The organism is Dialister sp., assembly GCF_047832375.1.
In the GTDB taxonomy this organism is placed as follows: Bacteria; Bacillota; Negativicutes; order Veillonellales; family Dialisteraceae; genus Dialister.
In genome coordinates this window covers 529512-543439 of sequence record NZ_CP181256.1, presented here as the reverse complement: position 1 = coordinate 543439, position 13928 = coordinate 529512, and the positions used below count along the sequence as shown (strand labels likewise).

Genomic DNA, 13928 nt, shown 5'->3' with positions numbered 1-13928 from the left:
CCTATATGAACGAAATGTAAAAATTAAAGAATAGCGAGGATATCTCTTTCGGAGAGAAGCAGGTACTTTTCTCCGTTTTCATCAATATCTACGCCGGAATATTTAGCAAAGAGTACATGGTCTCCGACTTTGACTTCGAAAGGAAGACGGGTGCCGTTGTCCAGCACTTTGCCGGAACCGATAGCCATAACGGTACCTTTCTGGGATTTTTTCTGAGCTGTATCCGGAATCAGGATTCCGCCTTTAGTCTTGGTTTCTTCTTCATCAACTTTAACGAGAACACGATCTGCCAATGGTTTTAACATGTCTATTCCTCCTTTGACTATTAGCACTCACTTACATCCTTTGACTATTAGCACTCACTTACATCGAGTGCTAACTTACGTTTCTATAATACATAACTTTCTTCAAAAATGCAAGTGTTTTATTGAAAAAAATCATTATGAAAAGGGAAGGCCTGAAATGTCCTGCCACGGTTCAGAGGATTCAGAGGGTGTGGATTGGGGCTGTGAAAATAGAAATGACACAGATTCCACTCCGCCTCACTGTCATTTCGACGGTCGCCGGTCAGCCGACAATAGGAAAGCCTCTTATTGGGCAGGCTAGGGATGCACTGATTAATTCATAGAGTCTGCTTTTATAAGAATTTTTATGCACTGCTTCGTCATGGGACTCCTTAAATAGCTCGCTATTCGCGTCGTCCCATTCCTTGCATTGCATAAAAATTCAAGAATAAAAGCAGACAGTGATTGAATCAGCGCTTCCCTAGAGGCCAACTTCGGCTGACTTGGAGGTCCTATGCAGGACCTCCACAGAGTGGAGAAATCTCATTCCACGATAGTATAAACCTCATTGCGGCGGGAGATTTCGGGGCTCAGAGCCTCAATAGAACAAAAGGCATTATCATCCATAACTACATGCAGCATCGCTCGAAATGACGCAGAGGCAAGAGGCAGACTGTCATTTGACCAATTTCCGTGAAAATTTATATATACAAAAAGGGCTGTGAAAAAATGATTTATATTTTTTTCACAGCCTCAATGAATTTTTTATGCCGCCTGCGGCGGCGTTTGTTACGGGAATGACCTTTCTGCCGAATATGGGCATTCTGAGTGAAGAATCTCAGCACATGCCGATAGTGACTCATCTACAGGTAAATACCGGCCGGCGGGAAGAAGCCTCCTTTCCACAGTCTGATAGTTTCTTAAAAACAAAAAAGCCTTGAAGAAACGATTTCCATTTCTTCAAAGCTCTTTTTTTATCTTTCCTGTTTGACCCCTTCACCAAGAATCCGCACATCCAGGGGTACATGGATATGGTAATTGGCCATAATCCGCTTCTGCACTTCATGGAGCACTGCCAGTACATCCTTGCAGGAAGCGTGGCCGTTATTCACCACAAAATCCGGATGTTTGGTGGATACCTGGGCATCTCCGACGGAGAAGCCGATGAGACCGCAGTCCTTAATCATAGGTCCCACATGGTATCCCGGCGGACGGAGGTACATGGTGCCGGCGCTCCTCTTCTCCAGAGGCTGCTTGGTCCTTCTGGAAATCTGGTGTTCCGTCATGTTCCGCTTGATTTCATCCGCATTTCCGGGAGCCAGATGGAGTTTCGCCCCCACAATAATATCCCCATTGTGCATGAAAACGCTGTCACTGTCACCGTAGTGAAGGTCATCCCACCCATAGGTTTTCTCTTCTTTCCCGTCACCGGTAATGGTATAGACTTCTTCCACCACGTTTTTCATCTGGCTGCCATAGCCATTGGCATTCATGAAAACCGCACCGCAGAGGGTCCCCGGAATGCCCACGGCCCATTCGAATCCTTTGAGGCTGTTCTTTTCAGCAAACCGTGACACCGTACCCGTACCTGCCCCGCCATGGACAGTGATCCAGGTCTCTTTGCATTCCATTTCCGGCTTCAGCCGGTTGGTGCAAAGCGTAATCCCCCGAATGCCCAGGTCAGAAACGAGAAGGTTGGAGCCACCGCCGATAAATGTTACCGGGATGCCCTCATCGTGAGCTTTGGAAAGAAGGGCTTTCAGTTCTTCCTTTGTCTGGGGCGTTGCAAAGCAGTCTGCCGGACCGCCAATACCATAGGTGGTATGCCGGCTCATAGGTTCATCCAGCTTGTACTGCCGTTCATTCAGAATTCCATCGAGAAATGCTTTCCAGTCTGTCATTGTTTATCCAATTCCAATACATCCATACCCTGCGCCATTGCATCGGATACAATCTTCTGCAAATCCGCAGCTACCTGATTCCAGCGGATAAATGCCTGGAGATATTCCTGGGCATTGCTGTTATTGCTGACGAGGACCGCCAGTTCCTGGAGGTGTTTATATCCTTCTTCGTCTTCTTTCTGGCCCGCCAGCTTGGCATAATCTGCCTTCATCTGGGCCATGATGTATTCTTTCACCATTTTCTTGGCTTCCTCATCGCCCTTGATTTTCTCAGCTGCTGCCGTAAGACGTTTCATTTCATCACTTTCCTTGATGGCCCTTGCCAGGTCATAGGCTGCATCATAAGTATTCATGAGTGTCCTTACCTCCTTTAAATAACCGGCCGCTTTCTTTCAAAAGATGGGGGAACCCGGTCTGTCTCAGTGCTTCCAGTGCCACGATGGCCACCGCATTGGATAGATTGAGGGATCTTGCTTCCTCAATCATGGGAATACGGATACAGTCTTCCTTATGGGAAAGAAGCATATCCTCCGGCAGTCCCTTTGTTTCCTTGCCAAATACAAGCACATCATCCTCATGGAAAGAGACTTCCGTATAGGATTTCACTGCTTTCGTCGTATTATAGTAGAAATGGTGCCCCTTCAGCATCCTTTGGACCGATTCGAAATTCGGATGCACGTGAACTTCCAGCAGGTCCCAGTAATCGAGGCCTGCCCTTTTCAGGTGCTTGTCATCAATGGAGAACCCCAAAGGTTCCACCAGATGGAGCGTCAGGTGCTCCGCTGCGCAGAGTCGGGAAATGTTGCCCGTGTTTCCCGGTATTTCCGGTTCTACCAATACTATATGCATAGTGTTCCTTCCAAATATCAGAAATAGCTGCCGTACCTGTCCCGGTACCGATCTGTCTGTTCCCGGCCTTCATAAAACTTGAAAGTCTTCGGCTTCTGTCCCAGGTAAGAAATCTGGTAAATCGGCCCCGCCGTCAGTCCGTTGACCGGTATGCGGTAAATATTGTCGTGGAACCCGTCACTTTTCTGGGGAATAGGAAGACCCGTAGCCTCCACGCCCTCATTAAAGGTAAATTCCGGCTGATAGCCTGGGGCGGAGAAATTGGAGGGCATGAGCTCCTCCTTTGTCAGGGGATCCGCCATTTCCACTTCCACCGTAAGCTCATCCACCACGAAAACATTCTTAATTTTATTGGCAGAAACAGGAATGATCATTCCTAAAGATAATAGAAACGCCGGAATGATATACTTATATTTCATAGGCTCCTCACTTATAAAATGATAAAATCTGCCTTCTCCCGCACTTTTACTATTCTAACACATTTACGCAAAGAGAAACATAGCGAGCCCCATAATTGTACACGTATTTCTATGATCCGTCTATTTCTGGTGGTATAAATCAAAGCGAAAAGCCGGACCTGTTTCAGGGATCGAGTAGGAGGCGGGCATCGGCCCGCCGACCTCTCACACCACCGTACGTACCGTTCGGTATACGGCGGTTCTTTAGTTTTCGCATTCCTGCTTATGCAAGTCTGCGATGATGTTGTTGTTTTCAGCAATCCTCACATGGATGGGCACTCCGGCATATCCTTGCTGTTCCGCAGCTGCTTTCTGCCAGTAGTCTTCTTTCTGAAGTTGTCTGCCTTTAAGCCCATGGTTGGTTACTTTCATTGACTAACATCTCCTAAAGTTCGGCCCTTCCCAGATGCCCATGAGCCATCTGGTACTATGGCCTCTGCTGACTTCTCACGGCAAATCTTATTTCAACCACAGCACAGCCCAGTAAATACAGCCTTATTCTGCTGTGTCCGTGAGACCTCCCCAGGTAAGAACGTATTCTTTCTCTCCATCTATCCGCCACATCTACTCTACAGGATTCCGTACAGCTATGGGACTTCAGTTTGTTTGGCAACCTTATCCACCCTGTATTAGCCTTATGTGGTTCTTGTACATCGGACCGGAGATTTGCCTGCACCTTCCTTCAGATTCCACCTCACGATGGACACCCTTGGTGTTCAGCTATGACCTTCCCGCTGTCGGGTAGTCTTGGGACTTTCACCCTTGAGAATACGCCCATGTTGGGCGCACCAATAAAAAACTGCAGCTTCCGCTGCAGTTTTTTATAATTATTTTCTTTCCTTAATTCTGGCTGCTTTACCGGACAGGCCACGCAGATAGAAGAGTTTTGCACGACGAACAATGCCGCGGCGTTTAACTTCAATCTTTTCCAGACGGGGAGAATGAACCAGGAATGTTCTTTCTACGCCTACGCCGTAGGAAATACGACGAACGGTGAAAGTTTCTCTTACGCCTGCATTCTTTCTGGCGATGACGATACCTTCAAATACCTGTACACGTTCAGTCTTGCCTTCGATGACCTTTACGTGAACCCTTACAGTATCTCCCGGACGGAATTCAGGAATGTCTTTTCTGAGCTGTTCATTTTCCAGTGTTTCAATAATATTCACGATCTTTTCCTCCTTCTCACAAGACATTCATGCCGATCGCTTTTGGCAGAGGACTGTCCAGACTAACAGTAGCATTGTATCATAAGTCTTTTCCGTTTGCAACAAAAAAGAACCGGATACGGTGATGCTGAATGCTTGACTATTATACTATATGGGAAAAGAAAATGCCAGTAGAATTCAAAAGATATTTCTTCCTTACCTGTTGCAGGGACATTCATTCAAATTGCGGTTTGTAGCGCTGTTGGGGGCGGTTGGTATGCTTGCGGATAGAGTCACTCGCATGGAGCTCCTGGCTTCTAGCGGCTAGCTGTTAGGAAGGCTGATCCGCCTGCGGCGCTCCCATCCGGTATTTCCGTTAGTCATTCGTGCCGTAGTCTGGCCAGCTTTCCTGGAAGCTAGCAGCTAGCAGCTAGAAGCTCCGCACGAATGACTCTCTCCACCAGCGTCGTCCCATTAGCGCGACAAACTGAAATATCGCTTATCTCCGCCCATCGAGTAGGAGGCGGGCTTCGGCCCGCCGACCTCTCACACCACCGTACGTACCGTTCGGTATACGGCGGTTCTTTAGTTTTCGCATTCCTGCTTATGCAAGTCTGCGATGATGTTGTTGTTTTCAGCAATCCTCACATGGATGGGCACTCCGGCATATCCTTGCTGTTCTGCAGCTGCTTTCTGCCAGTAGTCTTCTTTCTGAAGTTGTCTGCCTTTAAGCCCATGGTTGGTTACTTTCATTGACTAACATCTCCTAAAGTTCGGCCCTTCCCAGATGCCTATGAGCCATCTGGTACTATGGCCTCTGCTGACTTCTCACGGCAAATCTTATTTCAACCACAGCACAGCCCAGTAAATACAGCCTTATTCTGCTGTGTCCGTGAGACCTCCCCAGGTAAGAACGCACTCTTTCTCTCCATATATCCGCCACATGTACTCTGCAGGATTCCGTACAGCTATGGGACTTCAGTTTGTCATGCAACCTTATCCATCCTGCCGTAGCCTTATGTGGTTCTTGTACATCGGACCGGAGATTTGCCTGCACCTTCCTTCAGATTCCACCTCACGATGGACACCCTTGGTGTTCGGCTATGACCTTCCCGCTGTCGGGCGGTCTAGGGACTTTCACCTTTAAGAGTGCGCCCATGCTGGGCGCACAAGTAAAAGGCTGTGAAGCGCTTCCGCTTCACAGCCTCTTCTTACTTTACAGTCCAGCCATAGGCATGGCCTGCTTTTTAAGCTTTTTCAGTGCCTTTCCTTCAATCTGGCGGATACGTTCACGGGTAACGCCGAAATGCTTGCCCACTTCTTCCAGGGTACGAGGCGTGCCATCATCCATACCAAAGCGGAGAGCCAGCACTCCCTTTTCCCTGTCCGTCAGGGTATCGAGCATCTTATAAACCTGTTCCCTTCTCATGGTAGCCGCTGCTTCATCCTCCGGGGACGCGGTCTTCTGGTCCTCGATGAAATCGCCTAAATGGGAATCTTCCTTTTCCCCGATCGGCGTTTCCAGGGAAATCGGATCCTGGGCCGCCTTCTTGGCTTCCCGAATCTTTTCTACGCTGATTCCCATTTCCCGGGACAATTCTTCATTCGTCGCTTCCCTGCCATGTTCCTGCAGGAAACGGCGGCCCACGCGGTTCATCTTGTTAATGGTTTCCACCATGTGTACCGGCACGCGGATGGTCCTTGCCTGGTCCGCAATGGAGCGGGTAATGGCCTGGCGAATCCACCAGGTGGCATAGGTAGAAAACTTATAGCCCTTAGTGTAGTCAAATTTATCCACTGCCTTCAGGAGACCGATATTTCCTTCCTGGATCAGGTCCAGGAAAGGCATACCCCGACCCGGATATTTCTTGGCAATGGAAACAACCAGACGAAGGTTGGCATTGGCCATTTCTTTCTTGGCTTCCTTTGCCGCTTCCTTTTCTTCCGGTGTGGCGTCTTCCTTCTTGCCTTTTTCAATAATCTTGGCCAGGTTCATTTCCTGCTCTGCGCTGAGCAAGGGATTGGCCCCGCATTCCCGAAGATACAGGCGTACAGGATCGCTGACCCCGCCGGCTGCTCCATAATCGGCTTCTTCCGATTCCGGGGAGCTGCTGGCGCTCCAGTCCTTATCTTCCTCCACGCCGTCTTCGTCGTTTTCGAGAATCATGTCATCGGAAAGGGAATCCGAATCTTCTCCATCGAAATCCGCTTCGTCCGGTTCTTCATCCTCTTCATCTTCATCATAAACAAGATCAATATTGTGTTCATGAAGAAGATTGAAAATCCCATCCAACTGTTTTTGTGTCAGCGATTTTTCCTTAGTAAAACGGACAAGTTCATTATAGGGAAGATTGCCATCCTCGTTGACCCGTTCCTGCAGTTCTTTTAGCCACTGTGCAAGCTGTGCTGCCTTAGTTGCCAAATTAGGGACACCTCCTCAAAGTATCAGTTACAGTATGGTAAAGTAAAATATGACAGGAAGCCGTCATATATGTATTGTTTCCTGCTCTTTCCGAGCCTGTCAGAATCGGTCTTCCTGTTCCTTTAAGTCAGATTCCAATCATACTCCAGTACCAAGGAAAAATCAATACCGAAAGTACGTTTGTAATCTTATCATCGTTATATATAGTATATAAAAACTGTGAGAAAACGATTACTCATCTTCCCACAGCTCCTTTGCATGGTGACCCAGGAGGGATTCGAACCCACGACCCACCGCTTAGAAGGCGGTTGCTCTATCCAGCTGAGCTACTGAGCCATACAATTTGGTCGGGGCAGCCGGACTCGAACTGGCGACCCCCTGCTCCCAAAGCAGGTGCGCTACCAACTGCGCTATGCCCCGTGACACTTAGATATTTTATTACATACCGGCCCTTTCGTCAAGGGGAAAATTTCTTTTCCCCCACTGCGGCTTGCCAGACTGTACGTTGAAGCGGCCGAACGTCCCAAACACTTTTCCCTCCCCAGTCACAGTCCGCTATACTTTTTTATGGCCTACATCTTCTGCCTTCACATAGCCCAGATAGATATTACCTATAATCCAGGCTACATAATCATCAATAGGTACAGGCACGGTCCGCATGCCTTTGGGAATGAGCCGGGTAAGACCGCGGGCGGGATGGTCTTTCCAGTACCAGGCTTCCCCCATTTCCGTCGTATATTTCTCGTCCACCAGGACCACCCGGAAAGGCCTCTCCATGATTTGTAGAAGGCGATTGCTCCGGTCTTCCAGTTCCCTGTGGCGGGTGCCATTTCCCATAACGAAAGCACGCACCGGGTATTCCGAAAGGAGTGCGGCCATTTTCTTTTCATATTGGACTGTGGGGATGACCTTTTTTTCCACAAGGCTGCCATCTTCTTCCACAACGGCACAGCCGGTCTTATCTTTGCCGGGATCCACTGCCAGTATCATAGGCTCCCCGCTTTCCGTTCCACCTTGACATCAATGACCAAAGGCCCCTGGGAATAGACATCTCTTCTGGCAGTAACGGTGAGTTCACACTGGCCGCCATATTCCTTGACTTTCTGGATTACGTCAATCAGTTCCTGCCCCTCCAGGACGCCTACATTTCCTGTAATAGGATCCGGCAGGACTCCCTTGGACTGGGCATAGTGGTTCAGGTCCTTCAGGAAACGAAGCACCTGGAGTTCATAGTTCTTAATATTCTGGTAAGCATCCAGGTTTCCTTTGTAAATCACATCTCCCTTATTGAAAATCAGGAGGTTATCGTGAATATCAAAGTCCACAATCAGCCGTTCCCCGCGAATCAGGTTCTGGGCAGCTACGATGCGGACCAGCTTCTTATGTTTGGCGCCGGTGAGCTGCTGGACAGCTTCATCAAAGTCAGACTGGCTCACGCGGATCAGGTTCACATTATCATCGTTAATATTCATCTGCTGCTTCAGCATGGTATTGATATCATTCAGTACGCTTTCCAACACCTTCACGGACTGGTCCTTTGTCATTTTTTCATCCACCGTAACACTGGTCAGTACCTGTCCGGCCTGCATGACCACCTGGCCTTCCCGGAGGGCATAAATATTGTCCAGAAGCGTCTTTTTTTCATTATTCAGCACCGTAATATTGCTGTTCAATTCTTCCTTCGTTTTTTCCAGGTCCCTGATTTCCTGGGCCGACTGTTCCACGCCGGCCTGGGCTTCATCGTAGGCACTCTGGACGGATGTCAGTTCCCGTTCCATATAGATACGCTGACTTTCTACGCGGTCCAGTTCCCGGGATGTTTCTTCCGATTTTTTTGTTACATCTTCATATTCCTTATTTCTGGCTTCCAGCTGGCTTTTGCCTTTTTCCAGTTCCCTGTTTTTGACTTTGATTTCCTGGTTCAGGTCATTCATCTGGGCCTGCAGCTTAGACAAGCCAAAAAGAGCCACCCGCACATTTTCATTCACCACCGCCATAACAGCAACGGTGGAAAAAGAAATGAGCACGCCGGAAATAATGGTCACAATGACCGATGTATATTTGGGGCGGAGACCGAAAAGGGTCATTCTCTTCTTGCCTACTTTGGACCCGATACGGTCCCCAAGAAAAGCTATAATCCCGCCCATGACAATGAGGACAAGAAATATGGCCGCTCCGATGAACATAGGCATCCCCCTTTTAATGAAACAGTCATTTCAATTAAAGAATCAAAGTGTGTTTACATTCATTATACCGTTTTTCCCCGGTAAGTGCCATGGAGGGATGCGGGATATTTCTGCGTTAATTTTCACAGTTCATCAAATTGCGGTTTGTAGAGCTGTTGAAGCGAACGGTTTGGCATGTGGTTGGACAGAGTCACTGGCACGGGGCTGCTAGCTTCTAGCTGTTAGCTGCTAGGAAAGCTGGCCCGCCTGCGGCGCTTCCTACCTGTTTCCATCAGTCATTCGTGCCGTAGGCTGTTGATTTTTCCTAGAAGCCAGGAGCTAGCAGCTAGAAGCTCCGCACGAATGACTCTACCCATCAGCGTTGCCCTAACAACTCGACAAACTGAAATATCGCAGGCCTCTTTACACTGCGCCAATCTAAAACCGCGGAGGATATGCACTCCGCGGTTTTAATTTATTTATCTACTTTTCTAATCAGAATACATCCGGTAACGAAAGCGATGATATTCGGCAGCCACACCGCCAGTATCGCCGGCATGACGTGGCCCTTCCCCAAGGCTTCAAGGAACGTCATGATGGCATAATAGAGGAAAATGATGACCACCGACAGGCCAAAGCCGATGGAGGAAGAAGATCTCTGTTTCTGCACTCCCAAGGGAGCCCCCACGATGGCAAATACAAAACTGGCCATAGGCAGGGAGAACCGCCGGTGCACTTCCATCATAATAGGCGTTATGTCCGCATGGGCTGCGGCATAGGCCTTCTTCGTCAGGAGCAGTTCCCGAATCGTCATTTCATCGTAATTCTTCTTTTCCTTCGGAATATCTTCCGGTGACTGGGCATAGGGGATTTCCTGCCGCTCGAAATGCATCATCCGGTCCACGCCGTCTCCGGTGAGGTCATAGATGACGCCATCCGTCATAACCCATACGCCGTTCTGCCAGATAGCCTTCGGTGCATTTTCTACCCGGGTCACTTCTTCATTCTGGAACTCCTGGACCGTAATATTTTCCAGTTCTTTGGTTTCCGGGTTGTACCGCCTTGCGTAAAGGAGATGGAGAATCTTCCCGTTCTGTACATCCCGCGCCACCACGTGGTCCGTGACGCCGGGGTTGAAGTTTTTCTTGATTTCCGTATTCAATACGTATTCATATTCCCTGTTTGTCCAGGGCACCACGTATTCATTGAATGCCACCGCGCAGAGGCTGATGATAAGGGAAAGGATAAAGACCGGCGTCGCCAACCGGAGGAAACTCTGGCCAGAGGAACGCATGACGATGAGTTCGCTGGAGCCGGAAAGCCTTGAAAAGCACATGAGCGCTCCCAGGAGCACCGCCATGGGGAACGTATAAACCACGATACGAGGCAGTGCCAGCACAAATATTTTCAGGGCTGACACCGGAGAAGCGCCGTATTTCGTTACGTAACTTGCAATTTTAAGCAGTGTATCGGCTCCAAGAAATATGGCCGTAAAGGCAGCAACGCCAAATAAGAAAGGGCCCAGGAATTCTTTTAATGTATATTTATCAAGAAGTCGCATCAGAATTCCCCTCCCCTGCTTTCATATGATTCATAAACTGAAATTTTCTCCTAAATAGAACTTCTTAGCCACCGGATTCACGGCGATTTCATTGGCATTGCCGGACAGAAGGATTTTCCCTTCTGACAGGATATAGGCTTTATCTACAATACGAAGGGTTTCTCTTACATTGTGATCCGTAATCAGGATACCGATGCCCCTCGTCTTCAGGTGCAGCACCACACTCTGGATATCTTCCACCGCCAGCGGATCTACGCCAGCAAAGGGTTCATCCAGAAGGATAAAAGAAGGGTCCAGTGTCAGGGACCGGGCAATTTCTACACGCCGCCGCTCGCCGCCGGAGAGGGCATCACCCCGGGTATCGCGGACGTGGCTGATATGGAATTCCTCCAGCAGGGCCTCCGCCTTCTGCGTTCTTTCTTCAGAAGACAAATCCTTCCGTGTTTCCAGAAGAGACATCAGGTTCTCCCATACCGTCATTTTCCGGAAAACCGAAGCTTCCTGGGGCAGGTACCCGATGCCGAACTGGTGCCGCTTATAAATGGGCATTCCCACGAGAGACGTGCCATCTACCGTCACATCCCCTTCATCGGGCTGGATAATTCCGACAATCATGTAGAAAGTCGTCGTCTTTCCGGCACCATTGGGGCCAAGGAGACCCACAATGGTCCCCTGTTCCACTTCCACATTTACGTGGTCCACTACGGTTCTTGCTCCGTACCGTTTAATGAGATTATGAGTTTCTATCTTCATTTGCTGTCCTTAATTTCCAGCGGGCTTCCCGCTTCTTCCGGCCGTCCGGCTATGGGCGTCGCTGCTGTGACCGGTCCCTGGGGCGCTGCGCTGCCGCCTCCGGAAGAGGAGCTTCCGCTGTCACTTCCGGTATTGCCGGTATTTGTAATCACAATGGTGCTTCGTCCTGTGGTTTCCACGACCTTATCTTCATCCCGGAGCACCAGTTCCGGGCCATTGAAGGAGTTTCCGTTCTGGTTGACCCAAGCATTTCCGGTAAGCACCAGTTTCCCATCGGTGCCGTTAGCTCCGGTTCTTGTATAAACGGCCTGATCCCCATAGCCCACAGCATTGTGAAGGCTGCTGGAAAGATTTACACCGCCGGTAGCTACCACTTTGACCTGCTTCATGTTTCCTTCAATGTGCGGTGCCTGTAGGATGCCGTCCGGGGATTCCAGATATCCGTTTCCTTCAATCTTGCCGAAGCCTGTATCCGGATTGTACATGACATCGTCCCCCTTCAGGGTTCTCTTTTCCAGTCCGTCATGGAAATTGACGCTGCCTATGCCCCGAGCGGTCTTGTCCTGGTAGAGATACATCTTATCCGCATAGAGGGTAGTCTGGTCTTTTACATAGTGGACTCCACCTTCCAGAAAGGCACTCCGGTCTTCAAAATGGTATTCCCCATTGCTGCCGGTAATGGTTGCCCCCTGGTTAGCATGAATCACCACATCCCCCTTAGCGGTGACCACCTTCGTATTTCCATCATAGGTCAGTACATCCGCTGTAATATCATCGGCCATTGCCGCCCCCTGCACGCCAAGAGCGATGGCCAAAGCCGCCAGTGCCGTATAGAAAGTTCTCACTGTGCATCCTCCTTGTCTGTCAGCTTAGCATGACCTTTGGCCGTAATTTTCTTCAGTACCCGGTCTGCATCAAATGTATCCGCTGTCAATACTTTACCATCCTTCTTCACCACAAACGCCTTGTCCGTGGAGAGGATTTCCTTATTGCCATCGTAAGTCAGGTTCTCTGCATAGAGTTCTTCTCCATCTTTGGAATTGCCCTGTACATTGCCTTCAATATAAACCGTTTTTGTCTTTCGGTCAATGCGGCCTTTATCGGCAGTCAGGTGGAGATCGTCCTCATCCTTCATGAAGTCCCCTTCGACCCCTTCCATGTCCACATGGTTCTGGTCCTTGCTGATTGTCACATGTTTAGCCTTAAACCGCCATGTAATCTTTCCGTCTTTGGTTTCCTTCATGTCAATATTATTGAACTCCATGGAGGAAGTGGATGAAGAAGCGGCATTCATATTTTTACTGTCATCTTTAAAGAGGAAATAGATACCGACTCCAATAGCCAGAATCAGCACAACCGCCAATATCAGGTTCCGGTTCTTTTTCATTCCTTTCCTCCTTTGGTTTCATTCCAGTTCTCATCCATGCCGGATGCAAAGCGCTTCTTTTCTTCCGGACTCAGTGCGTTATACATTTTTATCTTTCCCGGCCTTGTCCAGAACAGGTGCTGGAACCAGAGCCAGTCTGCCGGATGGGCCTTAATGAAATCTTCCATGATCGTGGCCATTTTTTGGGAATTCCGCAGGAGATCCTTATCCTTATCTCCCGTATTCTCATAGTAAAAGTGTTTTCCCACGCAAATGGTATGACCTCGTCCTCCTTCATTGCGGACAATAAAGATAGGAACTATGGGTGCCTTGAATTTCTTAGCAAACACCGCCGGCCCCTGGGGAAAGGAAAATACCCGGTTCATAAACAGTACCGGCACCCCAACCTTGTTTCCATCCTTATCGGAAAGGAAACCAAGAATATGGTTTTTCTTCATGGAACGGGCTGCTGCTATCATTTCATAGCCACCGGTGCCGGTAAGGTAAATGTGCTGTCCCGCCATGGCCCGGTAGGAATTGATCATCTTCATGAGTACATCGTCGGACTGCTTCTTCCCAATGGCAGAAGTATCGTAGCCGTGGAGGGCAAGACCGGCACCCAGCCATTCCCAGTTCCCCATGTGGGCGGTAAGGCCGACAATTCCCTTTCCTTCCGCATAGGCCGCCTCCAGATACTCCGGATGGTCAATCTTCACATAATCATTGATATGGTCTTTTTCCCGGCACAGCCTTGGCATGTAGAGCATTTCCATGGCCGACATGCCGATATTTTCATACACCCTCTGCAGCAGGGCCTCCGCTTCCGGACGGGAGACGGAGAGTCCTATCATTATCTGCCGGATTCCACGGTTTTTCTGTTTGGCTATGCGGTTCATGATGAGGGGGCCCAGTGTCCGCCCTATAGACAGGATATGGTCATAGGACATGGAGCAGAGCAGGCTGCTGATGCCCTTCAATATCCCGTAACGTACCTTGAATAACATGGCTTTCTCTTCTTTCC

16 protein-coding genes and 2 tRNA genes are annotated in these 13928 nt (G+C 49.1%); all 18 read right to left on the bottom strand.

The genetic code is table 11. The features are described from left to right. Window positions 1-23: 23 nt before the first annotated feature. Complete coding sequence (gene groES, locus ACFWUL_RS02265) at window positions 24-305, bottom strand: co-chaperone GroES (RefSeq protein ID WP_416177686.1); 282 nt, start codon at window positions 303-305, stop codon at window positions 24-26. 953 nt (window positions 306-1258) lie between these two features. Then, entirely contained in the window at window positions 1259-2185 is a 927-nt protein-coding gene (gene murB / locus ACFWUL_RS02260) for a UDP-N-acetylmuramate dehydrogenase (protein WP_416177685.1), read from the bottom strand. Further along, window positions 2182-2538 (bottom strand): YlbF family regulator, encoded by a 357-nt coding sequence (locus tag ACFWUL_RS02255; protein WP_297022061.1) that lies wholly within the window; start codon window positions 2536-2538, stop codon window positions 2182-2184. The genes murB and ACFWUL_RS02255 overlap by 4 nt, the downstream gene beginning before the upstream one ends. Beyond that, window positions 2525-3034: a tRNA (cytidine(34)-2'-O)-methyltransferase gene (locus ACFWUL_RS02250; RefSeq protein ID WP_416177684.1), complete on the bottom strand. Its 510-nt coding sequence runs from the start codon at window positions 3032-3034 to the stop codon at window positions 2525-2527. The genes ACFWUL_RS02255 and ACFWUL_RS02250 overlap by 14 nt, the downstream gene beginning before the upstream one ends. A 17-nt stretch (window positions 3035-3051) precedes the next feature. Beyond that, a complete protein-coding gene (locus ACFWUL_RS02245; protein WP_297022065.1) occupies window positions 3052-3453 on the bottom strand; it encodes a hypothetical protein in 402 nt (133 codons plus the stop codon). A gap of 243 nt (window positions 3454-3696) precedes the next feature. Continuing rightward, a complete protein-coding gene (locus tag ACFWUL_RS02240) occupies window positions 3697-3864 on the bottom strand; it encodes a hypothetical protein (RefSeq protein WP_297041640.1) in 168 nt (55 codons plus the stop codon). Window positions 3865-4319: 455 nt separating this feature from the next. Continuing rightward, window positions 4320-4664: a 50S ribosomal protein L19 gene (rplS, locus tag ACFWUL_RS02235; protein WP_297022067.1), complete on the bottom strand. Its 345-nt coding sequence runs from the start codon at window positions 4662-4664 to the stop codon at window positions 4320-4322. A gap of 561 nt (window positions 4665-5225) precedes the next feature. Next, window positions 5226-5393 (bottom strand): hypothetical protein, encoded by a 168-nt coding sequence (locus tag ACFWUL_RS02230; RefSeq protein WP_297041640.1) that lies wholly within the window; start codon window positions 5391-5393, stop codon window positions 5226-5228. A gap of 463 nt (window positions 5394-5856) precedes the next feature. Then, the gene (gene rpoD, locus ACFWUL_RS02225; RefSeq protein WP_416177683.1) at window positions 5857-7062 is read right to left on the bottom strand and encodes an RNA polymerase sigma factor RpoD; all 1206 of its coding nucleotides are present in this window, start codon (window positions 7060-7062) and stop codon (window positions 5857-5859) included. Window positions 7063-7321: 259 nt separating this feature from the next. After that, window positions 7322-7398 (bottom strand) — tRNA-Arg (locus tag ACFWUL_RS02220). 8 nt (window positions 7399-7406) lie between these two features. Beyond that, window positions 7407-7482: transfer RNA gene (locus ACFWUL_RS02215), tRNA-Pro, on the bottom strand. A gap of 135 nt (window positions 7483-7617) precedes the next feature. Then, window positions 7618-8052: a ribonuclease H gene (locus ACFWUL_RS02210; RefSeq protein WP_416177682.1), complete on the bottom strand. Its 435-nt coding sequence runs from the start codon at window positions 8050-8052 to the stop codon at window positions 7618-7620. Then, window positions 8049-9248: a DUF3084 domain-containing protein gene (locus ACFWUL_RS02205; RefSeq protein WP_416177681.1), complete on the bottom strand. Its 1200-nt coding sequence runs from the start codon at window positions 9246-9248 to the stop codon at window positions 8049-8051. The genes ACFWUL_RS02210 and ACFWUL_RS02205 overlap by 4 nt, the downstream gene beginning before the upstream one ends. Window positions 9249-9702: 454 nt before the next feature. Then, entirely contained in the window at window positions 9703-10788 is a 1086-nt protein-coding gene (locus tag ACFWUL_RS02200; RefSeq protein ID WP_416177680.1) for an LptF/LptG family permease, read from the bottom strand. 30 nt (window positions 10789-10818) lie between these two features. Further along, entirely contained in the window at window positions 10819-11541 is a 723-nt protein-coding gene (lptB, locus tag ACFWUL_RS02195; RefSeq protein WP_297020626.1) for an LPS export ABC transporter ATP-binding protein, read from the bottom strand. Further along, window positions 11538-12386: an LptA/OstA family protein gene (locus ACFWUL_RS02190; protein ID WP_416177679.1), complete on the bottom strand. Its 849-nt coding sequence runs from the start codon at window positions 12384-12386 to the stop codon at window positions 11538-11540. Before ACFWUL_RS02190 ends, lptB begins: the two co-directional genes overlap by 4 nt. After that, the gene (gene lptC, locus ACFWUL_RS02185) at window positions 12383-12928 is read right to left on the bottom strand and encodes an LPS export ABC transporter periplasmic protein LptC (RefSeq protein ID WP_297020633.1); all 546 of its coding nucleotides are present in this window, start codon (window positions 12926-12928) and stop codon (window positions 12383-12385) included. Before lptC ends, ACFWUL_RS02190 begins: the two co-directional genes overlap by 4 nt. Further along, the gene (locus ACFWUL_RS02180) at window positions 12925-13911 is read right to left on the bottom strand and encodes a lysophospholipid acyltransferase family protein (RefSeq protein WP_416177678.1); all 987 of its coding nucleotides are present in this window, start codon (window positions 13909-13911) and stop codon (window positions 12925-12927) included. The genes lptC and ACFWUL_RS02180 overlap by 4 nt, the downstream gene beginning before the upstream one ends. Between the last annotated feature and the right edge of the window lie 17 nt (window positions 13912-13928).